Origin of the sequence: Collinsella sp. SGI.184 (assembly GCF_050313415.1) — a bacterium.
Lineage (GTDB): Bacteria > Actinomycetota > Coriobacteriia > Coriobacteriales > Coriobacteriaceae > Collinsella.
Genome location: NZ_JBNPLJ010000002.1, coordinates 21065 through 47225, shown reverse-complemented (window position 1 = coordinate 47225; position 26161 = coordinate 21065). Strand labels below are relative to the sequence as shown.

The following is a 26161-nucleotide window of genomic DNA, read 5'->3' as shown; positions in this document are numbered from 1 at the left end:
ATTAAAATGGACCTGTCGCGCGGACGCGCCGCGCGTCTCACGCGTCTCAACTTGTCCGCACATCTTCAGGAGTCCGTAATGGCAAGACCGTTTAGCCCCAGCGAAGCAAAAGCCGTCGTCTCGAAGGCCCAGGAGCTATTGGGCGATATCGAGGTTATTTCGAAGGCCACGATATACGGACCCGACAACTTTAGGAACGCGATCGCTCAAGCCAAAACGGACACGCTAAACAAGGAACTTCGACGGATTAAAATCGCCGACCTTCAAACACCGGCGAGCACGCAAAAGAAGTTGGCAGATCAGAAGATCAAGACGGCATACGACCTCTACTGTCGTGGCGAATTTGCAGAAGACGACCAACACGTTAAAAAGCTCGTACGCGTGGCGAATGAATGCGCCGACGCAATCCGCGAGCTCTATCGACCCAAACCGAAGAGTACCCATATGCGCGACGCGCTCTTTTTAGCCGCCCGCTACTATAAGTCCGCCTTACTTGCCGAACTCTACGAATCCGCAATACGTGACGCCCACGACATTTCCGATGCCTGCAGCCTTGTCAGTCAAAACTGCGGCAGGCTCCGCTGGCTTTTGTTGAATGCTGCTGATAAGCAAGCGACGGAAGCGGCGTATCGGCGCCTCGTGCAATTTACGGACAACTCCAATAGCAAGTTTATAAAAGATGGACGTCTTCAGGCGAACAGTATCCTCGGCATGGACCCAAGCATCCCACTTGGACCGGAAACCAAGCAAAGGGCCGTAAGGGTTATCGCCGAGGACGCCGGCGAGAACCTTTTCTCATCCGACGCTAAGCCCAACAGAAACGAAATTGAAGCAGCGGTCTATGGCGCCGAAGACAAAATTCCCGAGCGCGCGATTACCAAACTGGAAGAAAAGCGTAGGCGCAGCCAAAACCAAATCCGTAAACAAGTAGACAAGGTCCGCCACGCCGACGCTCAGCACTACGTTTCGGAGCAATCGGTCGACATGCTTAAAGATCTAGTTCCAGGCGTTCGCGTTAAGTGCCTTAAAGACGCCGGGTACACAACGCTCGGCAAGATTATGTACGGAAGATTGCGCGGGCGCGAAAGGCAGCCCTGGGACAACTATGGCCAGCGTTGGGAACTAAGCAAGATTAACGGCATTAGCGAAAATGCTGCCGGCAGAATTGTCGATGCCATTGAACAGCAGGTCGACATGCTTGCCAAAAGCGGCAAGATAAAACTGACCCCCGACAATAAAAAGCCAGAGGACACGGCACTTCTCCAGGAAGTCTATAAGTACTTTGAGCTCGAAGATCTGCTCAGCGAGGCCAAGGCTGCGCTCGCGCGCATTACCGAAGAGCTTTCGGAGCTGCAAGGCCAGATTCTGCCGGCGCTCGATGCGTACACCTGGCTCTTTTACAAGGATCGCGACACGGTTTACGGCGCGTACGAAAAGCTCAACGATCTTATCAACGGCGCAGAGCTCGAGAAGGTCAATGGCTATGCGAGTCAGAGCCTAATCGAGCCGGACGAAAAGACCGTGTGGAAACTCTTCGGGGCCGATCCTATCCGCGTGTATAGCCTACTCGAAAAGCTGATGCCCAAGGCGTTTTCTTCGACTTCCAACGGATATGGCCTGCCCGAGAAGCTCGCCAACCAGATTAAAACGACGTCGTTCGACACCACGGGCCTTAAGTGCGAGCTCCGTACATACCAGACATGGGGCGTCCGCTACATCTTGCACCAAGGCAACGCGCTGCTGGGCGATGAGATGGGTCTGGGCAAGACGGTCCAGGCTATCGCCGTGATGACCGCACTCAAAAACAAGGGTGCCAAGAAGTTCTTGGTCGTTTGCCCTGCTAGTGTTCTCGAAAACTGGGTGCGCGAGGTGCACAAGCACAGCGACCTTACATGCATTAAAATCCACGGGCCCGCGAAGGATCTCCATGCAAGGACATGGCTGGCGGGGCTGGATGTGGGCGTCACCAACTATGAGAGCACAAGCTATATTGAGCTGGACCCGTCAGTGAAACTCGACCTAGTCGTAGTCGACGAGGCCCATTACATTAAAAACCCGAGCGCCAAGCGAAGCATCAACACGCTCAACTTGTGCAAGCAGGCTAAGCACGTGTTATTTATGTCGGGCACGCCGCTCGAGAATAAGGTCGACGAGATGATCGGGCTTGTGTCGCATCTCAACAAAAAGGCTGCGCGTGAAGCGGGCAAATACGCCAGCAGATTTAGTTCGGCGGGGTTTAGAGATGCCCTGGCACCGGTTTATTACCGCCGCAAGCGCGAGGACGTGCTCTCGGAGCTGCCCGACCTTATCGAAAACAGCGAGTGGTGCCAGATGGGATCTTCGGAACTCCAGCAGTACTACCTAACCCTGCGGATGCGAAACCCGATGCAGGTCCGACGGCTGTCGTGGAACGCCCCAGACCCCAGCGACTCGTCCAAGCTCAAACGCCTGCGCGAGATTGTCGCCGATGCCAAGGACGAAAACCGCAAGGTCCTGGTGTTTTCGTTCTTCCTCGATACCATCAGAGTGGTGCAGGATGCCTTTGGCAGCGCGTGCTACGGCCCCATTAGCGGCTCTACCCCACTCAATAAACGCCAACAGATTATCGACTCGTTTGACGCGGCGCCCGCGGGCTCCGTCCTGGTGGCGCAGATTCAGTCGGGCGGCACGGGCCTCAACATTCAGTCGGCAAGCGTCGTCGTGCTGTGCGAGCCGCAGTACAAGCCCTCGATCGAAAACCAGGCCATTTCGCGCGCGTACCGCATGGGCCAGTCGCGCAATGTACTGGTCTATCGTCTGCTGTGCAAGGATACGATCGACGAGCGCATCATGTCGATCCTCGAGCGCAAGCAGGGTGACTTCAATGCCTTTGCAGACAAGTCCGCCGCCGCTGAAGCCGACATGCAAAACGAGCTCGAGGTCAAGCAAGAACAGCTCAACGCCATGTTCGACGAAGAAATCAAACGCCTGGAGAGCCTGATGCCATCGCTCGCAGACCTGGACTTGCCGGAGGAGTAGGCCCTCTCCCCCATGTAACCATCCTGTAAATCATAGCGGCGCAGTCGAGTTTTACCGTGATGCGGTCGCGCCGGGCGCTCCACTGTGCTAAAGTATCCCGAACGTTCAAACGACTACGAGGGGAACTAGAAGATGGCACGTGTGCACAACTTCTCAGCTGGCCCGGCCGCGCTGCCTACAAGCGTGCTCGCCGAGATCGCCGACGAGATGATGGACTACCGCGGTTGCGGCATGTCCGTGCTCGAGATGAGCCATCGATCTAGCATGTACCAGCAGATTATCGACGACGCCGAGGCAACCCTGCGCCGCCTGCTGAGCATCCCCGACAACTACCGTGTCCTGTTTTTGCAGGGCGGCGCCACGCTGCAGTTTGCGGGCATCCCCATGAACCTCATGCGCCGCGGCCGCGCCGGCTACGTCGTCACCGGCAACTTCGCCAACAAGGCGTACAAGGAGGCCGCCAAGTACGGCGAGGCCGTGCTGCTCGCGAGCTCCGAGGACACCAATTTCGACCGCATTCCCACCATGGCCAATATCAACGCGCGCATTGCCGCCGAGGCCGCGGGCGACGGGCTCGACTACGTCTACATCTGCCAGAACAACACCATCTTTGGCACCATGTACCACGAGCTGCCCGCTTGCGGCGATGTGCCGCTGGTCGCCGATGTCTCGAGCTGCTTCCTGTCGCAGCCGCTCGACGTTGAGCGCTACGGACTCATCTATGCCGGCGCGCAGAAAAACGCCGGTGCCGCGGGCGTGACCGTGGTCATCGTGCGCGACGACCTCATCGCCGATGGCCCCGCCTTTGCGCAGACGCCGCAGTACCTGGACCTTAAGACCCAGGCCGCCAAGGGCTCCATGCTCAACACGCCCAACACCTTTGGCATCTACGTATGCGGCAAGGTATTCCGCTGGGTTGAGCAGACCGGCGGACTCGCCGCCATGGCCGAGCGCAACTGGGCCAAGGCCAACCTGCTCTATGACCTGCTCGAGCACAGCGAGCTGTTCCATGGCACCACGCAGGCCGGCAGCCGCTCCATCGCCAACGTCACCTTCCGCACCGGCGACGCCGATCTCGACGCGGCCTTTGTCGCAGGCGCGGCCGTGCACCAGATTCAAAACGTCAAGGGCCATCGCCTGGTGGGCGGCATGCGCGCCAGCGTCTACAACGCCGTAACCATGGAAGATGTGAAGGCACTGGCCTCGTACATGAAGGACTTCGAAGCGCAGCATAGTTTGAGTCCGCGATCTAACTAGCCCGCAACCCGCGGGCCGACCAGCCACTTCGAACCACTTGTTATAAACAAACCCGCTAAGGAGTTTTTCATGCGCAAGATCAAAACCATCGACGACATAACCAAAGACGGCAAGGTCGAGTTTGGCGAGGGCTACGAGTTTGTGGGCACCGCCGAGGAGGCCGACGCCATCCTGATGCGCTCCACCGACCTGCACGGCTACGAGCTGCCCGAGGGCATCCGCGCCATCGCCCGCTGCGGCGCCGGTGTCAACAACATCCCCGTCGAGGAGTACGCCAAGAAGGGCGTCGTCGTCTTTAACTCCCCCGGCGCCAACAGCAACGCCGTCAAGGAGCTCGTCCTGGGCATGCTGGTGCTCTCGAGCCGCGGCGTGGTGCAGTCGATGAACTGGGTGCGCGACAACGCCGACGACCCCGAGATTCAGGTCGACGCCGAGAAGGCCAAGAAGGCCTTTGTGGGCCGTGAGCTCAAGGGCAAGCGCATCGGTGTCATCGGCCTGGGCAACGTGGGCTCCAAGGTCGCCAACGCCTGCGTCGATCTGGGCATGGACGTCTACGGCTACGATCCGTTCATTTCCGTCGAGCACGCATGGGTACTGAGCCGCGAGGTGCAGCGCGTGGGCACGCTCGAGGACCTCTGCCGCGGCTGCGACTACCTCACCGTGCACGTGCCCAGCAAGGCCGACACCATCGGCATGATCAGCACCGAGCAGATCGACCTACTGGCCCCGGGCGCCGTGCTCATCAACTACGCGCGCGAGACCATCATTGACGAGGACGCCGTTGACGCCGCCCTGCGCGAGGGCAAGCTCAGCTGGTTTAGCTGTGACTTTGCCACGCCCAAGACGGTCAAGATGCCCAATACGTTTATCACCACGCACTCGGGCGCCGGCACCGGCGAGGCCGAGGCCAACTGCGCCGATATGGCCATCAGCGAGCTCAAGGATTACCTGGAGAACGGCAACATCGCGCACAGCGTCAACTACCCCGCTTGCAGCATGGGCAAGGCGCGCGCCGCGAGCCGCATCGCCTGTCTGCATGCCAACGTGCCCAACATGATCGGCCAGATCACGGCCATCCTGGCCAAGGACAACGCCAACGTGCAGCGCATGACCAACGAGTCTGCCGGCGAGAACGCCTACACCATGTTCGACACCGACGAGCACCTGGACAGCAGCACCATCGAGGCGCTCAAGCAGATTCCGTCGATGTATCGCGTACGCGTGATCAAGTAGCGCCGTCGCCAAGCCTGCCAGACAAGCCACGAAGTCTATTCGCCCCCGTTTTAACGAAATGGGGGCGAATTTCGTTGTTCCCGACGGTTGGAAAAGTGCTACCCAGAACAAGTTATTTCGGATAATCGACGGTTAGGCCCAAGTCGCTGAGCACACTTGCTTTGATAAACACCTTTATCAGTGGTTTTAGTAGGTAAAAATCGATCTCTATATGCCAAATTTAAGTTGACTGTCCATTTTCCGAAATAACTTGTTCTGGGTAGCGTTTTTAAAGCCTATTTCAAAGAGCAACTGAAGCCTTTTCGTAACCAAACCCTAGCTCACGCGACCGTTTTCCACCCGCACGGCTACATTCCCGCCCAATCGATAAAAATCTCCTCACGAAGCCGCCGTTCGAGCTCCTGCTGCCGCGGCGTCTTGTCTTTCAACGGCACATCGAGATAGGACATGATGAGTTCCATCACCACGCGGAAGGCATCGGAGTCGACCAGCTGACCATAGGTCATCAGAACGACAGGATATCCCATCGCTTGAAGGGCCGTCGTTCGATCGGAGTCCGAGATCTTGGATTCTATGGATCCGTGAATGGCTTTACCTTGACATTCAACCAAGCACTCTCTGCTGCCGTCCTTATTTGACAGCAAGATATCGGCGTAGCGCCTATCAAGCCCCGAAATCAGGCGGGCGCTGCGCGTCATGCGAATCTCGACGTTATTGGTAAGGCGCAGCCCTTCGCCGCCGCGCAACCTCGTAAGGCCAAACAGCATCGAAGCCTGGACCTCGAGCGGCGATGCCACAACCCCCGTAATGCATTTCGCGGCACGCGTGAACGATTTAGCACCGCGGAGCCCCTGGATCTTATTGGCGAATTCTGTAAGTTCAGAGAGCTCAATCAAGGGAGGTCGCTTCCACAGGTCCGTTGGATTCCCCGAGGTATCCTTTACGTTTTCCCAGCCCAACCGTGCGTCACCCCACCGGCTCCCATACGCCTGCTCAAGTGCCGACTTTACCTGAGGCGCAATCTTGCACACGGCAAAGGTGCCGCACATCTCATACATGCACATGATCAGGCGCTCATTTGAGACCGAGGAAGCCAGGGTCAGCAGGGTAAAGAGCGGGGACGCAACATCAAGGCCAAACTCTGTCTGCCGCACGGAGCCAAACGGCCTCTCCCCGTTCCAAACATGCCTGACAATGCGGCCGCCCTTACGCCCGCAGCCGCCCCGCGCCAACACGTGTAACGGGGTGCCCAGGAAATGCTTGACAAGCGGGTGCTCACAAAGATGCTCCCTGCGCGGATCGTCCGCAGAATCGGGCAGGTCCGGCATTATTGCCAAGACCTGTGGAGGTATCCGGTGATACCGAAAGGCAGATATGTCGCACAGCATGTCGTCCATGAAGGATACGTACCCATTGCGTCGTTTGTGAGCCTGCCCGGACGCCAAACGCGATGGCTCGGCCTGCGAACGGTTAATACTGCTACGCACACGTCGCGAATCCTCCAGGTGGCTTACAATCGGTTTTGGAAGCAAACTGATTGTGAGGTTGCATATGGTTGATGAGAACTTTGCCTGGCGGCTTACGCAGGAGCTCGTGAAGATTGATAGCTCGGACCCGGGCGCCTACGAAGGAGAGATCGAACACTTCATTAAGAGGCTCATTGAACAGCAGCTGGCGCAGCTTGATAGTCCTGCACTCGATGCCGTGCAGATTGCAGAGCTCGAAGTACTCCCCGGGCGCCGCAACCTTATGGTCACCGTACCGGGTGTGAGCGACGAGCCGCGGCTGGTCTATATCTGCCATATGGACACCGTCACCCTAGGAGATGGCTGGAACGCGGACACACCGCCACTCGGGGCGACCGTGCGAGACGACAAACTCTATGGCCGCGGCGCCTGCGACATGAAGGGCGGCCTGGCTTGCGCCATTACCGCGCTTGTCCACGCACTCGAGCGCGTGGCGGCAGAGGGCGAGCTGCCCCACCGCGGCTTCTCGCTTATTTGCTCGGTCGACGAAGAGGACTTTATGCGCGGCTCCGAGGCCGCCATCGATGCCGGCTGGGTCGGCTCGCGCGAATGGGTGCTGGACATCGAGCCCACCGACGGACAGATTCAGGTGGCGCACAAGGGTCGCACGTGGTTCGAGATCGAGATGACCGGCGTCACGGCGCATGCGAGCCAGCCCTGGAAGGGAGCGGATGCCGTCGCCGCCATGGCCGAGGCCGTCTGTGCGCTGCGCCATGCGTTCGCGGCGCTGCCCGTGCATGATGAGCTGGGGGCTTCGACCATCACGTTTGGACAGATCGAGGGCGGCTATCGCCCCTATGTCGTGCCCGACCGTGCCAAGGTCTGGGTCGATATGCGCCTGACACCGCCGACCGATACGGCCGCCGCGACGCGCATGGTAGAGCAGGCCATCGCCGGCGCCGAAGCCACAGTCCCCGGTTGCCATGGAAGCTATACCGTGACAGGCGACCGCCCCGCCATCGAGCGCGATCCGGTCTCTCCCCTTCTAGCCGCGCTCAAGCGTGCCGCCGATGACGTGACAGGCGCGGACGCGACCGTCGGCTTCTTTACCGGCTACACCGACACTGCCGTCATTGCCGGCAAGACGGGTAACCGCAACTGCATGAGCTATGGCCCAGGCTCGCTCGCGCTCGCCCATAAGCCCAACGAATATGTGCCCCACGCCGACATCGTTCAATGCCAGCGGGTGCTGATCGCGCTCGCCGACAACACGCTCTGGGGCGCGAATAGCCAAGTTGGGGCATAATAAGCCGCGAACAAACCGACTCGCGCGTTAGGACTGTCCATGAAAGCTCTTCCGTTTCCCTGCATCCGCCCGGCTCAGGACCGTGCGCTCGAGGCGCTGCCTGCGATGGACAGCATTCTGAGTAACAACGAAGCCCTGCGCGGTGCGATTGCCGATGGGCTCATGCTCAAGGATCCGGGTGCGGCGTATTACGTGTACGAATGCTCCGGAGAGCCAGGGCGCGTGACGGGCGTTGTGGCAATTTGCCCGGTCGGCGTGCTGACGGGTAGCGACGAGGCCGCCGCCGCGCGCGTCGACGCACTCGCCGCCGCGCGCGCGATCGCCGAGCTCAAGGTGCAGCCGCGCCCCGTGTCGCTCGCCTACGAGGCGTCGCCCGTCATGGATATCATCCTGGGCGCCGCCAAAGAGGGCGCGTCGCTCTACGCCGTCACCGACCCCGCCGGTATTACGCATCGCGTATGGGAAGTCAAGCGCGAGGACGCTGTTGCCGCCATCCGAGCCATGCTCGATCAGGCACCGGAGCCGGAGCCGGCAGACGACCCCGCCTACGCTGCCGCGCTGGCAGGGGCGGCGCAGCTCCTGGCAGACGAGGCCCGCGCAGCCGGCACCTACACGGGCAAAGAGCCGTTCAACTTTACCGTGGCCGTGCTGTTCCCCGCCGCGCAGGTCAGCGGCGGCGCGCCGCAGGTTCCGACGGGTCTGCTCACTCACCAGATCTCACGGTTCTAACGGGGCCTAAACGCCCAGCACAAAGACTCGGCAGCTCAACAAGCAAGGGGCGGGGATACATGCGCATGCATCCCCGCCCCTTTCGCATCAAACAATTACGCCGGCAAACCGCGCCGCAACGCCCGCGCTACCCACGCCGCGGGCCCGCTGCCGCCACGAGCGGCTCTAGCCCCAGCTCACGCGCGTAATCCTCCTGCGTAAAGACTTCGACCAGTTCAAACGTATCGGTTGCATCGTCAAACGCAAAATGCAGAACCGAGCAGTTGCCCGGCACGCGCTCGCGCTCGTCGGCCGCCGCTCCCCTAGAGTGATCCAAAAACTCCTTGATGGCCGAGGCATGGCTCACCGCGAGCACGCACGAATGGTCCGGGCGTCGCATAAGATCGGTCAACGTCGTCACCATGCGCTCGCGTACCTGCATCTGGCCCTCACCGCCAAACTGACGATAAAATTCACGCCACGGACGCTCGGGCATCAGCATCACGCGCTCGGCCTCAAAGTCGCCAAAGAACCACTCGCGCAGGCCATCCAGACGCTCGTAGGCAAGGCCCGGCCACAGGCTGGCGATAGTCTGCTCGGTGCGGTGCAGCGTCGAGGTGTAGGCGTGATCGGGCTCAACGCCACGCGCACGCAAGAACATACCGGCACGCGCCGCCTGCTCGCAGCCCAACTGCGTGAGCGGCGAATCGCTCCATCCCTGAATAATGCGTTTAAGGTTGAATATTGTCTGTCCATGACGGACCAGATACAGATCTTTGTTCATAGGGGTCCTTTCGTTCGTTACCAATCAAGGAGCGAAAACGCCCCGTCGCAATAGCCAAAATGAAGCACGGCACCGTTGTCGGGCTGCTCTCCCCCGCCGGTCACGCATCTAAGAAACTCCTGGCAGGCAGAGCCATGAGAGACCGCAAGCACACGATCGTGCTGCGGTCGGGCCATAATACGGGACAGCGCCGCGACCATGCGCGCCCGAAGCTCGCCTTCCGACTCGCCACCAAAGGCCACCGGATAATCGCCCCAGGGCTGCGGCGGCATATCGCGATTTGATGTGCCCTCCAGCGTGCCCAGGCGCCACTCGCGCAAATCATCGACCGGCTCTATGGGAAGATCCTCGCCAACGATCAGCTCGGCCGTGTGGCGCGCCCGACCCAACGGAGACGAATACGCGTGGTCAAAGGAGATGCCGCGCGCCTCAAACGCCGCGCGCGTCGCCAGTGCCTGCTCGCGCCCGCGCTCCGTGAGCGGCGAGTCTTGCCAGCCCTGCAAAATGTTCTGCACGTTAAGCTCGGTCTGCCCATGCCGAACCAAATACAGATCGGACACACGCCCTCCCCTCGCACCACCACAAAGGGGACAGGCACCTTTGTGGTGGTTTGCCGCCGGATCGCGCCGCAACGACGCAACTACACCAGCACGTCGGCAAGCGGACGCTTGGGCACGTGATGCACCTGCGCCTCGTCGCGCCAGTAATTAATAGAACCGTCGGGGTTGGAATCGATCGCGTCGATAACCTGGGTCTCGGCCGGCACGCCAAAGGCCATGATCAGCTTGAGCTCGTACTTGTCGTTATCGAGCCCCATCGCATCGATCGCGCGGGGCGTAAAGGCCTTGAACATGCAAGCCGCCACCTCGGGCGTTGCGCTGCGCGCGGCGAGCATCATCGTCTGAGCCGCGATGCCCGTGTCGACCTCGGTGATAGGCGCGGCGGGCTTGCCGGGAACGGCGCGCTCGGCAAGAATTGCAATGTAGCCGGTCGGACGCTCGCCCTCGACAGGACCCGGCCAGTCCTTGAGCGCCCCGGCCCATGCAAGCTCGTCAAACACGCGAGCGCAGTCCTCGGCACCGCTCACCACATGAAAACGCAAGCGCTGAGCATTGGCGCCACAGGGGACCAGGTGCGCCAGCTCTGCCAGCTCGAGCAAAAACTCGCGCGGCACGCGCATGGACTCGTCAAAACGGCGGCATGTGCGGGCGCGACGGACCAGCGCATCAAACGCATCCAGGCCAAGCTTTTCGCAACCCTGCTTTGCCATCGACTCGGCGCTCGACGGCGCCGCGGGAACTGCTTCGTTCATAGGGACCCCCAAAAAGCCAATTGTTCTTAGGAAAATCTAACCTAAAACGCAGGCAATAACGAACAGGGCTGCAATGTTCTACACCTGTTGAATAGAAAATCGCAACGTGGGGAACAACGGAAACAAATCGGGGCCTTTGAGTTGCGTTTCGCCCTCCCCGGCCCATACGCCAGCGCCTTTAGGCGATACTGGTTGTAACGATCGCGGCTTACGCCGCACAGAAAGGAGGCCTCATGGGCATCTTTAAAAATGACGACCAACAATCGAGTCTGTTTGGATTTGACGAGAAAAGCATGGCAGGCAAGGCGATTAAAGCCGTGCGCTGGATCTACGCCGCCACGGGTGTCATCGCGCTCATCGCCGGCATCGCGCTGCTGTTTGCACCCGCTAAGACCCTCGTCTTTTTGACGACCGTACTGGGCTTCTACTTTGTGATCACGGCTGGCGTCAGGCTGTTCACCGCCATTTTTGAGCCGCTGCTGCCCGCCGGCTGGCGCGTCACGAGCATCCTCGCCAACCTGCTCATCATCTTGGGCGGCGTGGTGATCCTGCGCAACCAGGCGCTTTCGACCGCGACGCTCAGCACGCTTGTGGTGGTCGTGGCCGGCTTTGGCTGGATTGTCGAGGGCATCATGTCGATTCTGGAGTCCGAGCTTTCTTCCAACCGCGCCCTCGCCATCCTGAGCGGCGCGCTCTCCATCATCGCCGGCGTGTTCGTGTTCATCTATCCGCTGTGGTCGGCAAAGATGCTCGTCATCTTTACCGGCGCTGCACTCCTGGTGTTTGGCGTGACGCTGGTTATTCGCGCTATCCGCTTTGGCAAGCTGGTGCACTAGATGCCGCGAACGCTGTTTATTGATGCCGACGCCTGCCCGGTCACGCGTGAGTCGATCGACTGCGCGCGACGGGCGGGTGTTGCCGTGGTTGTCGCCGGCAACAGCACGCAAAACCTGGAGCGGCACATTCGCCGTGACGACCCGCGCGATGCCGAGCACGCGCGACGTGGCTTTTGGGTCACAACGCTCGACGTGAGCGTAGGCGCCGATAGCGCCGACTTTGCCATTATCGAGCGTCTGCGGGCAGGCGATGCGGTCGTGACACAGGACATTGGCCTGGCGAGCATGGTGCTCGGTCGCGATGCCGCCGCCATCGGCGTGCGCGGGCGCGTGTACGACAAAGCCACCATCGATATGCAGCTGTTTATTCCTCACGAAGAAAAGAAGGTGCGCCGCGCCGGCGGTCGCACCCGTGGACCGGCAGCCTTCACCAGCGAAGACCGCGCCCGCTTTAAGCGCAACCTCACCGACCTGCTGCGCTAACCAAGGTAGATTTTTGGGACATGCCTAAAAATCTACCTTTTTGTTTTGGCGATTGGCGCGCATCCAACGCCGGTCATGGCGGTAGATGTTTGAGGCATGCCCCAGTTTTTACGGGATACCTCAAACATCTACTTAGAGGCCAAAGGCGGAAAGGATAAGACCCCAGCCCGCGCCGATGACGTACATCATGACCAGGAACACCGCGTTTTCGCGAGCGCTGCGGTTGGTGCGGAACAGCACCAGGTAACCCACGCCGGCAGAAATGAGTGTACCGGCGAGCATCGGTGCCAGCTGCAGCGCGCCTTCCAGATACAGCTGCGTAATGACCACGCTCGCCGAGCAGTTGGGAATGAGGCCGACAAGCGCCGAACCCAGGACAGCGAGCGTCTCGTTGCCACGCAGGAACTGCTCGATCGCGGACTCGCCGAAGGTCTCGAGCACGGCGACCAGAATCAGCGTCACCAGGAAAATGAATACCGAAACCTGTACGGTGTGCGAGATCGCGCTGCGGATAATCGACAGGACAGGCGCGCCTTTGTGTGAGTGGGAGTGACCGTGGTGGTGTTCGTGCTCGCCCTCGTGTCCGTGGTCGTGGCCATGTCCGTGGTCACGCTCATCCTCGTCTTCATCACAACCGCAATGGTCGCGCTCGCACAGCTCATGGATGTGGTCGGCGCTCACGCCCGCCTCGGCCACCTCGTCGATGATGTCACCGCCGCTGTGATCGTCATGCGCGCAGTTAACGTGCGCCGGATTGGCAGCGGTTCCCAACACGGTACGGCGGATCGCCGCATGAGCACGGGCGTTGCGACGCAGGCCGCGAATGACGGCATCCACGATAAAGCCCGTGACCAGCGCGATCAGCGCCTTCGAAGCCAAAAGCATCGCCATGGTCTGCACGGGAACCTGCTCGGCAAGTAGCAGTGGCAGCATCTCGTCGGAAGTCGAGAGAAACACCGCCACCAGGGTGCCCAACGTCACGACGCGACCGGCGTACAGCGTTGCCGCCATCGCCGAAAAGCCACACTGCGGCACCATGCCCAGCAACGAGCCAACCACGGGGCCAGCGGCGCCGGCACGCTTGATGGCGCCGTTGACGCGATCGCCCGCCACATGCTCTAACGTCTCGAGGGCCAGATATGTCACCAACAAGAACGGCACCAGCGAGAGCGTGTCCTTGCCGGCGTCGAGCAAAATATCAATCAGCAAATCCATGACGGATGGAACCTTTCGTGTCTTTCGGCAGCATTGTAAAAGTCCTAGCGGTCAACTAGGGTATTGTAGTTGTCCTAGGCGTGATGCCAATAGTTGCATGTGGTAAACTATCATCTCGCCACATCTCAATGACCCCGAGCCGCACGACGCGGCCCGTCCAAGGAGCAGTATATGAACGTTTCGCAAGCACTCGAATACGAGCGCCAGCCGTTTATCCCCATGTTCATCTATGGCGATCACGCCGCCATGGAGTCCGAACGTCAAAAAGGCGAAGAGGCCCTCAAGGTGCTCGAGACCGAGTACTTTACCGCCGAGGGCGACCCTGGCTTCGACTTTGCCACCGTGCGCGACCTGGCCGACCGCAACCGCGACCTATGCGACCAGATTGGCGAGGCGCGCCTGCGCAACGTGACGCCCGTGACGCTTTCGCGCGGTCTGTCCGACGCCGATACCTGCGCCGCCATCGGCAAGATGCAAAAGCGCACCGCCGCGTCCGTCATGCGCGAGATCCGCGGCGACCGCGATGCGCTCGGCGTGGCGTACGCCCGCAAGCCCATCCAGGGCACGGTGCTCGGGATCGACATCGAGACCACCGGCCGTGCACCCGAGCGCGGCTACATCATCAACGTGGGCTGGGAGATCATGGAGCTCACCAGCGACGCCATCCCGCACGACGCCGAGGCACACTACTGCGGCCTGCCCGATATCTACCGCGGCGAAGATGTGCCGCTGTCGAATATCCATCACATCACCTGGGACGACATCGACGGCAAAACGCCCTTCCGCGAGAACAAGGAGCTGCAAAAGCAGCTGCTCAAGCTCATGAAGAAATACCCGTACATGGCGCACAACGCCGCCTTTGAGGACAGCTGGTTCAAGATCCATCTGGACGGCTATGCCGAGGCGCGCCGAGCCGGCAAGATTATCGTCATCGACTCGCGCCAGATCTGCCGCAGCCTGGACGCCGACGTGCGCTCGCTCCCCCGCGAGTCCGCGCCCGCCGCGCTCGAGAACTGGGCACGCCGTCGCGGCACCCTCGCGCCCGACGCCAACGAGCAGCACCTGGGCCTCGACGACACCGACCTCATGCTCCGCACGGTGCAGGCCGAGTTCAACCTCAAGAACCTGTTTGCCAAGTAGATTGCCAAGCAGAGGCGCCATTCGCGAGCAATACTTGCCGGACCATAGCGCCCCGCGCAAAAGCGACACGCCGAGGCGCTCCTCTCAAGCGACGCAAAAACGGGCCGATGTCCAAGCGGATATCGGCCCGTTTTTCGCGCCGTACAACGCGGCCCTCCAGCCCCCGATGTCTAGCCGCCGCATAACCAAGAACTTCATCTGCTCATGTTCAAGCCAAATTGCACATTTTTGTTGACGCCGTCTTTGCATCAAAACGATGCTGACCAGCATCAGTTGTGGAGGTCTGCGTAGTCAGCGAGCTGCGACAATGCTACAAATAGCATCTTTCTCCATCATTGGCGTCAAGCGCTTGGACAGCTTTTGTTATGCCGCGCCATTTTGCCTTGGCATTCATTGCGAGCCCCGCCGCCTGGTCTGCCATGCTATCTGTATGAGTATCGTGCTTTCACATAACACGGCAAAAGCGGTCTACCAAGCCGCATACTCGGTATCCGCAATTGGCACCGAGCCCTGCAGCCCTGCCAAGATCTACGGGGCGCGCCCCAGCAAGGAGCTGCTCGACTCTGCCGCCGACTGGCTCGCCAGGCACAACGTAGCTCTTGATGACGGCGCGCCGCTCGATACAACGGTGTTCGAGCGCGCAAACGTGCGCAGCATGACGGGCTGCAAGTGCCACGTATCATCCAAGCGATTCGCGGGCTCGCGCTTTATCAAGCTTGCCGACGACATCTATATTGTCGGCGTCGAACTCTGTGCGCTTCAGGCCGCAACCTATCTTCCCTTTCGAGAACTTGTGGAGTACTACTTCGAACTGTGTGGAGCCTATTCCCTTGGGCACGATGCCTCGACATCCTATACCGAGCGCTTCGCGCTCACCTCGACTTCGAGCCTTAAACATTTCTTTAACTCCCTCATCGACTGCAAGGGCCTCGAACTTGCCCGAAAAGCCATCCAATGCGTGCGGGACGGATGCCGATCGCCGATGGAAACGGCGTTTGTCATGATGCTCACGCTACCCAGGCACGAGGGCGGTCTTGGCATTAGCGAGATCGAGACCGACTACGAAGTAAAGGTCACAGCTGCCGCAAAGAATCTCACGCGGCGCGAAAAGTTCTATATGGATGCATATCTCAAGCGGTCCCGAACCGACATCGAATACAACGGATTTCAGCACGATGCCGAAGAAGACCGCGCCATTGACGAAGAGCGCAAGAACGCGCTGGCGTCCATGGGCTACGGAATCATTACCGTCAGTCGCTATTCCTTTATGCACGCCAGCGCCTTCGCCAGGGTTATGGAGGCAATCCAGCGAAAGGAGGGCATTCGCCCATCGCGCCTGCCCAAAGATTTCGCAATCAAGCAAGAAGAGCTGCGACAATTTGTGCTCAGGAGATTTATCGAGGAAAAGAAGCGTATTGAGGAGCTCCTCCGTCAAGACGCAGCGCAGGGTAATGCACTTGAGCTCGAGCGCGCAGTGCTCGAGGGCATCTCGCTGGACGACCCGACGATCAACGATGTCCCGGCCATCGACGACATGCAAGTCATCGAGCTGGATTGCCCAGAGTTCGCCCAAACAAGCACCTCCACACCCGAAGGCAGGGTGTACGGGGCCAGAACAGAGGCGGACTGACAAGGTGGGTATCCCGGCGACGTGCAAAAACGGGAGTTTTCAGCAGAGCCGAGTATCCGAGGGCGGCCGAATTGCCCCATTTTGCACCGAAGCCGCTGTTTTCGATGTAAGTTAGGCAACAGCTGAGGAATATCTATTGCCATTTGCACTCCAGTAAAGCCCTGTGGCGGCAAACGACGCCGTATCATGCAATAAATAACCCCTCGTCGATGCTGAAAACTCCCGTTTTTGCACGTCGCTAGGGTACCCACGTTGGCATCGGCGGCCTTATCAGCACCAACCAATGCCCTTAGCCGCCTCTAGAGCCATCCGATAGCAAAAAATTTCGCAAATTATATTGACATATGAACATGCGCTCATATACTCGGAAGTAAGTTATATGAGCACATGTTCATATGAAAGGATATTGCAATGAGCGAACACGCCGATGAAATAAGGACCGACATCGACACCGCCATCGTGCCCGACATCCCCACCACTTGTTCGCCCGAGGACCTTCCCGACGAGGAGCTGCTGTACGACCTTGCCGACTTGTTCAAGGTTTTCAGCGACACCACGCGTATCAAGATCCTCTACGCTCTCATGGGCCGCGAGCTCTGCGTGGCAGACATCGCCGAGGCGACTGCGACCTCGCAGTCCGCGGTGTCGCACCAGCTGCGCACGCTCAAACAGTCGCACCTGGTTAAATTCCGGCGCGACGGGCGCAACATCCTCTACTCGCTCGCCGACGATCATGTCTACACCATGCTCAACCAAGGCATGAGCCACATCTGCGAATAGCGACCAACCACGGTACCAGCGCGGTCTGCACCCAAGCCGCAAATACAGGGAAAGGAACCCATCATGAAAAAGCAGTTCAAGCTCGACGAGATCGACTGCGCCAACTGCGCGCGTGAGCTTCAGGACGAGTTGGCTAAGCTCGAGGGCGTCAAATCCGTTTCGGTCAACTTTATGACTCAGAAGCTGACGCTCGAAGCCGACGACGCTGAGTTCGACGAGGTCCTCGATCGCGTCGTGGAGTTCACCGCCGACGCTGAGCCGGACTGCGAGATCATTCTCTAGCCTGCGCATACGCTGATACGCAAGGCCGCGCTTGTCGCGGCCTTTGTCGCGATGTTATATGAGCGGGTGTTCATACATTCAAATGGGAGGATACGAGTCATGGCCACCGCCGACCCCAAGAAGAAAAAGAAGAAGCGCAAGAAAAAAGAGTCACTCGAACATAAACGCAACCGCATCCTGGTAGCGCTGGGTATTTTTGTCGTGGTGTACGCCCTCGATGAGCTCGGCGCCCTCACTATCGCATTTGGAGAGCCCAGCAACATCTACGCCAGCTTTGTGCTGTTCCTCGTGCCGTTTTTGATTGCCGGCTACGACGTGCTCCAAAAGGCATTCAGCAACATCCGCCGCGGCAAGGCCTTCGACGAGAGCTTCCTCATGGCCGTCGCGACCATCGGCGCGTTTGCCATGGTGCTCTTCCCCGATACCGACCCGCACATGGCCGAAGGCGCCGCCGTTATGCTGTTCTACCAGGTCGGCGAGCTGTTCCAGGCATACGCCGTGGGCAAGAGCCGCAAATCGATCAGCGCCATGATGGACATCGCGCCCGATTACGCCAACGTTGAGCAGGCTGACGGCACGCTCGAGCAGGTCTTTCCCGATGACATCGCCGTCGGCACCGTCATTGTCATCAAGCCCGGCGAGCGCGTGCCCATCGACGGCGTTATCGTCGATGGCGAGACACAGCTCGACACCGCCGCCCTCACCGGCGAGTCAGTCCCCCGTACCGCCAAGACCGGCGACGATATCATCAGCGGCTGCATCAACATGACGGGTCTTATCCGCGTGCGCACCACCAAACCCTTTGGCGAGTCCACCGTCGCGCGCGTCCTGGAGCTTGTGGAAAACGCCAGCGAAAAGAAAGCACGCACCGAAAACTTCATCACACGGTTCGCCCGCGTCTACACGCCCGCCGTCACCGGCGCGGCAGCGGTGCTCGCGCTCGGCGGCGGCCTGGTGACCGGTGCTTGGTCCGATTGGATCCTGCGCGGCCTGACCTTCCTCGTCGTCAGCTGCCCGTGCGCACTCGTAATTAGCGTGCCACTGAGCTTCTTTGGCGGCATCGGCGGCGCGTCCAAGCTGGGAGTTCTCATCAAAGGCTCCAACTACCTCGAGGCGCTCGCCGATGTGGATACCGTCGTCTTCGACAAAACCGGCACGCTCACCAACGGCACGTTCTCGGTCGTCGCGGTGCACCCCGAGGACGGCTATACCGAGCAATCGCTGCTTGAAGTCGCAGCCCTCGCCGAGTCGTTCTCCGACCATCCCATCGCGCAGTCGGTGCGCGCCGCCTTCCAGGGCGAACTCGACCCCAAGCGTGTATGCGAATCCGCCAACGACGCGGGCCATGGCGTGACGGCGACCATCGACGGCAAGCACGTCGTCGTCGGCAACGCCAAGATGCTCGCCGCTGCCGGCATCGAAGCGCCCGATTGCGAAGTCGTCGGCACTATCCTCCATGTGCTGGTCGATGACGTCTATGCCGGTCACATCGTAATTGCCGACACCGTCAAGGCCGATGCCGAGCAAACGATTCGCGAGCTGCACGCCGCCGGCGTCAAGCGCACCGTCATACTCACGGGAGACCGCGAGGAAGTGGCCGCCGCCGTGGCCAATCAGCTGGGAGTCGATGAGTTTCACGCGCAGCTTCTGCCAGGTGACAAGGTCGAGCGCGTCGAGGCATTGCTGGCGACCGAATCGGGCAAGGGCAAGCTCGCCTTTGTGGGCGACGGTATCAACGATGCGCCCGTGCTCACCCGTGCCGATGTGGGCATTGCCATGGGCGCCATGGGCTCCGACGCCGCGATTGAGGCCGCCGACGTTGTACTCATGGACGACAAGCCGTCCAACATTTCCCGCGCGATCCGCGTGGCTCGCAAGACCATGACGATTGTTTGGCAGAACATCATCTTTGCACTGGGTATTAAGATGCTGATTCTGGTACTTGCGGCACTAGGCATTGCCAACATGTGGCTCGCCGTCTTTGGCGACGTGGGCGTGGCGATCATCGCCATCCTGAACGCCATGCGCGCGATGGGTGTCAAGAACCTGTAGCATACGTGGCTGTCCGGCCGGGCGACGCGGCACACCACGCGCAAGGGGCGTCCCCAACTGCCGGCAGAAAAGGAACGTCCCCACGTGCCGAGCCGCAGCTATAGCAGCCCAAAGTGCCTTGCGGCGTTGTAAATTCCGTCGTCGTCCACGGCGGTCGTCACGTAGCTCGCCGCAGCCTTTACCGTGTCTTGCGCGTTGCCCATGGCCACGCTCGTGCCCACGGCGGCAAACATCGACAGGTCGTTCTCGCCATCGCCAAAGGCGATCGCCTCGCTCGCGTCGATGCCCAGGCGCTCCAGCGTCGCCGCCACGCCCAGGTCCTTGCCGCCGTTGGCCGGAATAATGTCGCAGAACAGGTCGCACCAGCGCGTGGTGAGCGAATGCGACACGGCATCGGTCACGATATGCTCGTCGGCCGGATCCACAAAGGCGCAAAACTGGTAAACCGGCGCATCGAAGGCATGCTCAAACGGCTCCTCGTGGTAGACGATTCCCGCGTTGCTACCGGCCGTCACCACGCGCTCGGACAGGCGGTTCACAAACGAGTTCTCGCCCTGCATGCACAGTGAGTCATAGCGCCCCTGCGCCACCTGGTCCACAATCACCGCAACGTCCTCCGGATCAATCGGACAGCTGCGGTAGACGCCCTCGGCATCAAAGCAGTGCTGGCCCGAAAGCGTAATATACGCATCCCAGCCAAGATCGAACAGCCAATCGGGCATCTGGTAGGTCGGACGGCCCGTGGCGATCACGCACGCGATCCCCTGCTCGTGAAAGCTGTCGAGCACTTGCTGAGCCGACGCCGGAATCCGGTGCGTCTTAAAGCTCAGTAGCGTGCCGTCGATATCGAAAAACGCGGCTTTGATCATCCTCGTCTACTCCTCGCCCTCGAGCTTCTCGCTCGCCTCGAGCCACGCCATCTCCAGCTCGTCCATAGCGGCGTGAGCCTCGTCGATCTTTGCCTGCTGCTCGCCCAGCGCCGTGTAGTTGGTGGGATCGACCTGCGCCATCGCGGCCTCGGCCTCCTCCACGCGAGCGCGCTGCGTCTCCATCTTGCGCTCGAGCGAGCTCACCTCGCGGCGGAGCTTCTGGCGCTCGGCGTTGGAAAGGCCATTGGGCTGACCGCTCGCCTTGGGCTTTTCGGCCGCAGCTGCCGCGGCACCGGTGTCGAACGTGCCGGTCTTGGCGCTCGGCGCACCCACGGGCTCGCCCTCGGCGGTGGCATTGCACAGGCGCAGGTACTGGTCGACGCCGCCGGGCATGTGCGTCAGGTGGCCGTCGAGCAGCGCCCACTGCTGGTCGGTCACGCGCTCCATCAAAAAGCGGTCATGCGTTACCAGAATCAACGTGCCGGGCCAGCCGTCGAGCAGGTCCTCGACAATCGCCAGCATGTCGGTATCCAGGTCGTTGCCGGGCTCGTCCAGGATGAGCACATTGGGCTCGTCCAGGATCGTCAGCAGCAGCGACAGGCGACGGCGCTGTCCGCCCGAAAGATCGCCGATACGACTCCAGAGCTGCTGCGTCGTAAAGCCCAGACGCTCGCAGAGCTTCTCGGGCGAGGTCTCCTTGCCATCGATAACGTAGTACTTCTTGTAGTTGCTGAGCAGCTCGCGGATCGTGTCGCCCATGTAGGGCTCGAGCTCCTCGAGCTGCTGCGACAGCACGCCAAAGCGCACCGTCTGGCCAATCTTCACGCGGCCGCGCAGGGGCGCGATCTTGCCCTGAATCACATCGAGCAGTGTGGACTTGCCGGCGCCGTTCTCGCCCAAAAGACCATAGCGGTCGCCCGCACCAATGAGCCAGGTCACGTCGGTGAGCACCTGCTTGGGCGCGCCGTCGGTATCGGCATATCCGGCGTCCACGTCGACCACGTCGATAACCTGCTTGCCCAGGCGACTCACCGCCAGGCGCTTGAGCTCCAGCTCGTCGCGCACGGGCGGTACGTCGGCGATGAGCTCGCGAGCGGCCTCCACACGAAACTTGGGCTTGGTGGAGCGCGCCTGTGCGCCGCGGCTCAGCCATGCGAGCTCCTTGCGCGCCATGTTGCGACGGCGCTCCTCGGTAACGGCGGCCATGCGGTCGCGCTCTACGCGCTGAAGGATATATGCGGAGTAGCCGCCCTCAAAGGGGTCGACCTGGCCGTCGTGGACCTCCCACATGCTGGTGCAGACCTCGTCCAAGAACCAACGGTCGTGCGTGACCACGAGCATGGCGCCCTGGCCGCGCTGCCAGCGGGCCTTTAAGTGGCGCGCGAGCCAGTTGATGGTGCGCATGTCCAGGTGGTTGGTGGGCTCGTCGAGCATGAGCACGTCGTAGTCGCCGATCAGCAGGCGCGCGAGGTCCACGCGACGGCGCTGACCGCCCGAAAGCTCGCCCACCGTGCCCTCCCAGGGCACATCGCTAATAAGGCCGGCCAGGATCTGGCGCGTACGCGGGCTCGACGCCCATTCGTACTCGGGCGTGTCGCCGACGACGGCATGATGCACGGTGTCGGTATCGACCAGGTTGTCCTTTTGGCCGAGCAAACCAATCGTCGTGTCGCGTCGATGCGTCACGCGGCCGTCGTCGGGGTCCAGCGTACCGGCGAGCACACTCAGCAGCGTCGACTTGCCGTCGCCGTTTTTACCGACGATGCCAATGCGGTCACCCTCGTCCACGCCAAGCGTCACGCTATCGAAAATATGCTTGGTGGGAAACTCTAGGCTGACGGAATCGCATCCCAAAAGAATCGCCATATGCCCTGCTCCTTCGTAGAAATTCAACGTTGTCCATGATAGCAGCGAGCCCCACCCCAAACCACCACGAAGGTGCCTGCCCCCTTTGTGGTGGTCGTTTCGGTCGCAGAGCAAAAAGGCGGGCCATCTCCCGTAAGAGATGACCCGCCTCTCCAATCAGTCCCGCGGCAAGCATGGCCGCCGCGGGCCTCAAGCATGTCCCGGACTAGGAGAACATGCCGGTGAGGTAATCATTCAGCCGCTTATCCTTGGGCCGTTGGAAAATCTCGTCGGTCTCGTCGTACTCGACCATATCGCCCATGTAGAAAAACGCCGTGCGGTTGGACACGCGCGACGCCTGCTCCATATTGTGCGTCACGATGACGATGGCGCGATCGGCAACAATCGATGACATCAGGTCCTCAATCGCCAGCGTCGAGATAGGGTCGAGCGCCGAGCAGGGCTCGTCAAACAGAATCACGTCGGGATTGAGCGCCAGCGTGCGCGCAATGCACAGGCGTTGCTGCTGGCCGCCCGAAAGCGCGTAGGCGCTCTTGTCGAGCTTGTCCTTGACCTCGTCCCACAGCGCCGCGCCGCGCAGGCTTTCCTCGACCATGCGATCGAGCTCGTCGCGGTCAGTAATGCCGTGGCGTTTGGGCGCAAACGTGATGTTGTCGCGAATAGACTTGCGAAAGGGGTTGGGCTGCTGGAACACCATGCCAATGGATCGACGCAGCTCGTAGGTGTTCTCGGTCTTGGTGTTCACGTTGCGCCCGCGATAGTTGATCTCGCCCTCCACGCGGCAGCCGCGAATCTCGCGATTCATAAGGTTGAGGCTGCGCAAAAAAGTCGACTTACCGCAGCCCGAAGGCCCGATGAGCGCCGTGATCTCGCCCTTGTGAAAGTCGAGCGACGTATCGTGCAGCGCATGGTGGTCGCCATAGTAAACGTTGACGTCCTTGGTGGAAAGCACGACCTCGTCGCTCACGGCTTTGCCGCTTACGCGCACGCGCTTCTCGCTCTCCCCCACGCTCAACAAAAAGTCCTGGGTCTCGGACGCGGCCGCCTCGGTTGCGGGCGTTGCATTTATCTCGCTCATTCGGCCGTCATCCTCCTTGCCAGTTGCTTGCCCACGATACGGGCGACTACGTTAAACAGCAGCACGCAGATCATCAGCAGTGCCGCGGTGCCCCAAACAATCTGCTGTGCCTCGGGGCTGCCCTCGCCGTAGATCTTATAGATGTGCACGGCGAGCGACTCACCGGGGCGGAACACGTTCCAGGCACAGGTGGGACTCGACAGGTTAAAGCTCAAGAAGTTCAGACGCACCGGCGAGCTCATGCCCGAGGTAAAGAGCAGCGCCGCGGCCTCGCCAAACACGCGGCCGGCCGAAAGCACGATACCGGTCACGATGGCGGGCATGGCCTCGGGGATCAGGATGTGCAGCGTGGCTTCCCAACGGGTGAGGCCCATGGCCAGGCACGCATCGCGCTGGGCCTGCGGCACGTCCTCGAGCGCCTGCTGGATCACGCGCACCAGGATGGGGATGTTGAACATGGTGAGCGCGACGGCGCCGGAGATGATGGAGTACTTCCAGCCCAGCTGCACCGAGAACACCAGAAAGCCGAACATGCCGACGACGATGGAAGGCAGCGAGGACAGCGTCTCGATGGCGGTGGAGGCGATGTCACGGATGGGGCCGTCCGGCGCGTACTCAACCAGGAAGACCGCGCCGCCCAAGCTGATGGGCACCGAGATACCTAGGGTGATCAACAGCAGATAGAACGAGTCGAACAGCTGGTAGAGCACGCCGCCCTGGGTTCCGTTGGCGCGCGCGGGCTGCGTGAGAAATCCCGGCTGGAACAGCGTCGAGATGCCCTCGAACAGAATATAGGCCACCATGGAGACGACGATGAGCATGACGATGGCGACGATTGCCGCCAGCACGCCCGTGGCGATGCGGTCCTGCTTTTGGACGCGCCTGAGTCTCGCCTCGTCGATATGAATGCGCGTGCTAGCCACGAGCCTTCGCCCCCTTGCGGCCGATAAGGTGGATGATCAGGATAAAGATGAGGCTCATGCCCATCAGCAGCAGACCGAGCGCCCACAGGACGTCGTCTTGGGCCGAGCCCTCGGTATAGACCGCCATGGACGTGGTGAGCGTGGTGGTGATGGTGGAGGCCGGCGACAGCAGCGACGTCGGCATGGCCTCGATGCCGCCGATAACCATGCGCACGGCGAGCGTCTCGCCAAAGGCGCGGGTCATGCCAAGGATGACCGCGGTCATGAGCGACGGCATGGCGGATTTGAGCACCACGTGCCAGATGGTCTGCCAGCGGGTGTAGCCCAGCGCGAGCGAACCCTGACGGTAGCTATCGGGCACGGCACGCAGGCCATCGACCGAAAGGGTAGTCATCGTCGGCAAGATCATGACGGCCAGCACAATGGCGCCGGGCAAGATGCCCAGGCCCGTGCTCACGTGGAAAACGCTCTTCATAAGACCGACGACCACGTGAAAGCCGACCAGGCCAAAGACGACCGAGGGAATGCCGGTCAAAAGCTCAATAAGCGGCTGAAACACCTTGGAGCCAAACTTAGGGCTAATCTCGACCGCAAAGATAGCAGAGCCGATGGCGATGGGCAGCGCGATAAGCGTGGAGAGCACCATGACCGCAAACGAGGTGACGATCAGGGGCAGGGCGCCGGTATAGGGCAGGCCGTTTTTGGCCGTGTTGGCCAGGTCCCACTTGGTGCCGGTAAAGAACTCGACGACCGAAACGCCGTCCTTGAGAAAAGCCGAGAGGCCCTTTTGGGCGACCATAAAGATGAGCGCGGCAACGACAAGCGTCACGAGCGCTACGCACGCGCCCGTGACGCCCAGGCCCACGTTCTCAAGGTCGCGCTTTGGCAGCTGTTTTGCCATTGCAAACCTTTCCGGGGCGATTACTTATTTAGCGGAGACCTTGCCGCTGGCGTCCTTGACGACCTTCATGGCAGAGACAGGGATAAAGCCCTGTTCCTCGACGAGTTTGCCCTGGACGTCGTCGGAAAGCATGAACTCCAAGAAGGCCTTGGTGGCATCGTCGGCGTCCTTTGCGCAGTACATGTGCTCGGTCGCCCAGATCTTAAAGGAGTCGTCAGTGACGTTTGCGCTCTTGGGCTCCACGCCCTCAACCTTGATGGCGTTGAACTTGGAGTCGTCGAAGTGCGAGAAGTCGAGGTAGGAGATGGCGTTGTCGGTGCTGGCCATCTGAGTCTGGACGTCGCCGGACTTGTCGAGCTCGGCGTCGCCCTTAAAGTCGACGGCCTCGTCACCAAAGACGGCGGCCTCGAAGGTGGCGCGGGTACCGGAGCCGGCCTTGCGGTTGAGGACGACGATGGTGGCGTCGTCGCCGCCGACCTCCTTCCAGTTTGTGATCTGGCCGGAGAAGATGCCCTTGAGCTGCTCGAGGGACAAGTCGTCGACCTTCACGTTCTTGGAGACGACGGGGCCCATGCCCACGACGGCGACCTCGTGGTCGACGAGGTTCTTGACCTGGTCGGCCTCGAGCTTGGTCTCGGCGAAGACGTCGGAGTTACCGATGGTGACGGTACCGGCGGCAACGGCGGTCAGGCCCTTGCCCGAACCGTTGCCCGAGCCAGAGACGGAGACGTCCGGGTTGGCGTCCATGAACTTCTCGGCAGCGGCCTCGACGAGAGCCTGGAACGAGGAGGCGCCGTCGTAGGTCACCTCGCCGGAGACGGACTCGGCAGCGGCGCTGCCCTTGTCGGCGGCGTTGGAAGCGCCTGCGCCGCCGCAACCAACGAGGCCGAGGCCCACGAAGCTGGCAAGACCACCAGCGAGGCCGAGGAACTGACGACGAGAATAAGCCTGATCGAGCATGATCTTCCTTTCATACATGCGACTCGCGGGCACCCTGCCCGCTTTGCTGTTTGGAAAGATAC

23 protein-coding genes are annotated in these 26161 nt (G+C 60.9%); 12 read left to right on the top strand and 11 right to left on the bottom strand.

All coding sequences use genetic code 11. From position 1 onward, the window contains the following. Nucleotides 1-78: 78 nt before the first annotated feature. The 3 genes from ACQRAJ_RS00915 to ACQRAJ_RS00905 all read left to right on the top strand — a co-directional run bounded on the left by ACQRAJ_RS00915 (nt 79) and on the right by ACQRAJ_RS00905 (nt 5508). On the top strand, nt 79-3018 hold the full coding sequence (locus ACQRAJ_RS00915; protein WP_427747442.1) for an SNF2-related protein: 2940 nt from the start codon (nt 79-81) through the stop codon (nt 3016-3018). Nucleotides 3019-3150: 132 nt separating this feature from the next. Then, nucleotides 3151-4275, top strand: a complete 1125-nt coding sequence (serC, locus tag ACQRAJ_RS00910; protein WP_427747441.1) for a 3-phosphoserine/phosphohydroxythreonine transaminase — start codon at nt 3151-3153, stop codon at nt 4273-4275. 69 nt (nt 4276-4344) lie between these two features. Continuing rightward, a complete protein-coding gene (locus ACQRAJ_RS00905; RefSeq protein WP_427747440.1) occupies nt 4345-5508 on the top strand; it encodes a phosphoglycerate dehydrogenase in 1164 nt (387 codons plus the stop codon). A 347-nt stretch (nt 5509-5855) separates the two neighbouring features. On the opposite strand, the gene ACQRAJ_RS00900 is transcribed toward ACQRAJ_RS00905, so the two are convergent. Continuing rightward, nucleotides 5856-6905 carry a hypothetical protein gene (locus ACQRAJ_RS00900; protein WP_427747439.1) on the bottom strand — a complete coding sequence of 350 codons (1050 nt, stop codon included), beginning with the start codon at nt 6903-6905 and terminating at the stop codon, nt 5856-5858. 154 nt (nt 6906-7059) lie between these two features. On the opposite strand from ACQRAJ_RS00900, the gene ACQRAJ_RS00895 reads away from it, so the two are divergent. Then, the gene (locus tag ACQRAJ_RS00895; protein WP_427747438.1) at nt 7060-8280 is read left to right on the top strand and encodes a M20 family metallopeptidase; all 1221 of its coding nucleotides are present in this window, start codon (nt 7060-7062) and stop codon (nt 8278-8280) included. 39 nt (nt 8281-8319) lie between these two features. Further along, on the top strand, nt 8320-9009 hold the full coding sequence (locus ACQRAJ_RS00890; protein ID WP_427747437.1) for a DUF1015 family protein: 690 nt from the start codon (nt 8320-8322) through the stop codon (nt 9007-9009). 127 nt (nt 9010-9136) lie between these two features. Here the strand turns inward: ACQRAJ_RS00890 and ACQRAJ_RS00885 are convergent, their stop codons facing one another. The 3 genes from ACQRAJ_RS00885 to ACQRAJ_RS00875 form a co-directional block, all read right to left on the bottom strand. After that, nucleotides 9137-9772 (bottom strand): histidine phosphatase family protein, encoded by a 636-nt coding sequence (locus tag ACQRAJ_RS00885; RefSeq protein ID WP_427728002.1) that lies wholly within the window; start codon nt 9770-9772, stop codon nt 9137-9139. A 17-nt stretch (nt 9773-9789) separates the two neighbouring features. Beyond that, complete coding sequence (locus tag ACQRAJ_RS00880; protein WP_427747436.1) at nt 9790-10332, bottom strand: histidine phosphatase family protein; 543 nt, start codon at nt 10330-10332, stop codon at nt 9790-9792. Nucleotides 10333-10412: 80 nt separating this feature from the next. Next, on the bottom strand, nt 10413-11084 hold the full coding sequence (locus ACQRAJ_RS00875) for a nitroreductase family protein (RefSeq protein ID WP_427747435.1): 672 nt from the start codon (nt 11082-11084) through the stop codon (nt 10413-10415). 233 nt (nt 11085-11317) lie between these two features. Here ACQRAJ_RS00875 and ACQRAJ_RS00870 point away from each other — a divergent pair, with 233 nt between their 5' ends. After that, the gene (locus ACQRAJ_RS00870) at nt 11318-11920 is read left to right on the top strand and encodes an HdeD family acid-resistance protein (protein WP_118099399.1); all 603 of its coding nucleotides are present in this window, start codon (nt 11318-11320) and stop codon (nt 11918-11920) included. Then, on the top strand, nt 11921-12403 hold the full coding sequence (locus tag ACQRAJ_RS00865) for a YaiI/YqxD family protein (protein WP_427747434.1): 483 nt from the start codon (nt 11921-11923) through the stop codon (nt 12401-12403). It begins immediately after the preceding gene. A gap of 132 nt (nt 12404-12535) precedes the next feature. Here the strand turns inward: ACQRAJ_RS00865 and ACQRAJ_RS00860 are convergent, their stop codons facing one another. Then, on the bottom strand, nt 12536-13618 hold the full coding sequence (locus ACQRAJ_RS00860) for a putative manganese transporter (protein WP_427747433.1): 1083 nt from the start codon (nt 13616-13618) through the stop codon (nt 12536-12538). 171 nt (nt 13619-13789) lie between these two features. Between ACQRAJ_RS00860 and ACQRAJ_RS00855 the strand changes: the two genes are divergently transcribed. From ACQRAJ_RS00855 to ACQRAJ_RS00835, 5 genes are all read left to right on the top strand, one after another. Further along, on the top strand, nt 13790-14758 hold the full coding sequence (locus ACQRAJ_RS00855; RefSeq protein WP_427747432.1) for a 3'-5' exonuclease: 969 nt from the start codon (nt 13790-13792) through the stop codon (nt 14756-14758). Nucleotides 14759-15197: 439 nt separating this feature from the next. Then, entirely contained in the window at nt 15198-16388 is a 1191-nt protein-coding gene (locus ACQRAJ_RS00850) for a hypothetical protein (RefSeq protein ID WP_427747431.1), read from the top strand. Nucleotides 16389-16799: 411 nt separating this feature from the next. Next, the gene (locus ACQRAJ_RS00845; RefSeq protein WP_427747430.1) at nt 16800-17168 is read left to right on the top strand and encodes an ArsR/SmtB family transcription factor; all 369 of its coding nucleotides are present in this window, start codon (nt 16800-16802) and stop codon (nt 17166-17168) included. A 63-nt stretch (nt 17169-17231) separates the two neighbouring features. After that, a complete protein-coding gene (locus tag ACQRAJ_RS00840; RefSeq protein WP_117583778.1) occupies nt 17232-17450 on the top strand; it encodes a cation transporter in 219 nt (72 codons plus the stop codon). 99 nt (nt 17451-17549) lie between these two features. Then, nucleotides 17550-19502 (top strand): heavy metal translocating P-type ATPase, encoded by a 1953-nt coding sequence (locus ACQRAJ_RS00835; protein WP_427747429.1) that lies wholly within the window; start codon nt 17550-17552, stop codon nt 19500-19502. 98 nt (nt 19503-19600) lie between these two features. Here the strand turns inward: ACQRAJ_RS00835 and ACQRAJ_RS00830 are convergent, their stop codons facing one another. From ACQRAJ_RS00830 to ACQRAJ_RS00805, 6 genes are all read right to left on the bottom strand, one after another. Further along, nucleotides 19601-20371, bottom strand: coding sequence for a Cof-type HAD-IIB family hydrolase (locus ACQRAJ_RS00830; RefSeq protein WP_427747428.1), 771 nt, complete (start codon nt 20369-20371; stop codon nt 19601-19603). A gap of 6 nt (nt 20372-20377) precedes the next feature. After that, nucleotides 20378-22237 carry an ABC-F family ATP-binding cassette domain-containing protein gene (locus ACQRAJ_RS00825; RefSeq protein WP_427747427.1) on the bottom strand — a complete coding sequence of 620 codons (1860 nt, stop codon included), beginning with the start codon at nt 22235-22237 and terminating at the stop codon, nt 20378-20380. A gap of 205 nt (nt 22238-22442) precedes the next feature. Beyond that, entirely contained in the window at nt 22443-23315 is an 873-nt protein-coding gene (gene pstB, locus ACQRAJ_RS00820) for a phosphate ABC transporter ATP-binding protein PstB (RefSeq protein WP_427747426.1), read from the bottom strand. Beyond that, entirely contained in the window at nt 23312-24238 is a 927-nt protein-coding gene (gene pstA, locus ACQRAJ_RS00815) for a phosphate ABC transporter permease PstA (protein WP_427747425.1), read from the bottom strand. Before pstA ends, pstB begins: the two co-directional genes overlap by 4 nt. After that, the gene (gene pstC / locus ACQRAJ_RS00810; protein ID WP_427747424.1) at nt 24231-25139 is read right to left on the bottom strand and encodes a phosphate ABC transporter permease subunit PstC; all 909 of its coding nucleotides are present in this window, start codon (nt 25137-25139) and stop codon (nt 24231-24233) included. The genes pstA and pstC overlap by 8 nt, the downstream gene beginning before the upstream one ends. Nucleotides 25140-25163: 24 nt before the next feature. Beyond that, complete coding sequence (locus ACQRAJ_RS00805; RefSeq protein WP_154515770.1) at nt 25164-26099, bottom strand: phosphate ABC transporter substrate-binding protein; 936 nt, start codon at nt 26097-26099, stop codon at nt 25164-25166. Between the last annotated feature and the right edge of the window lie 62 nt (nt 26100-26161).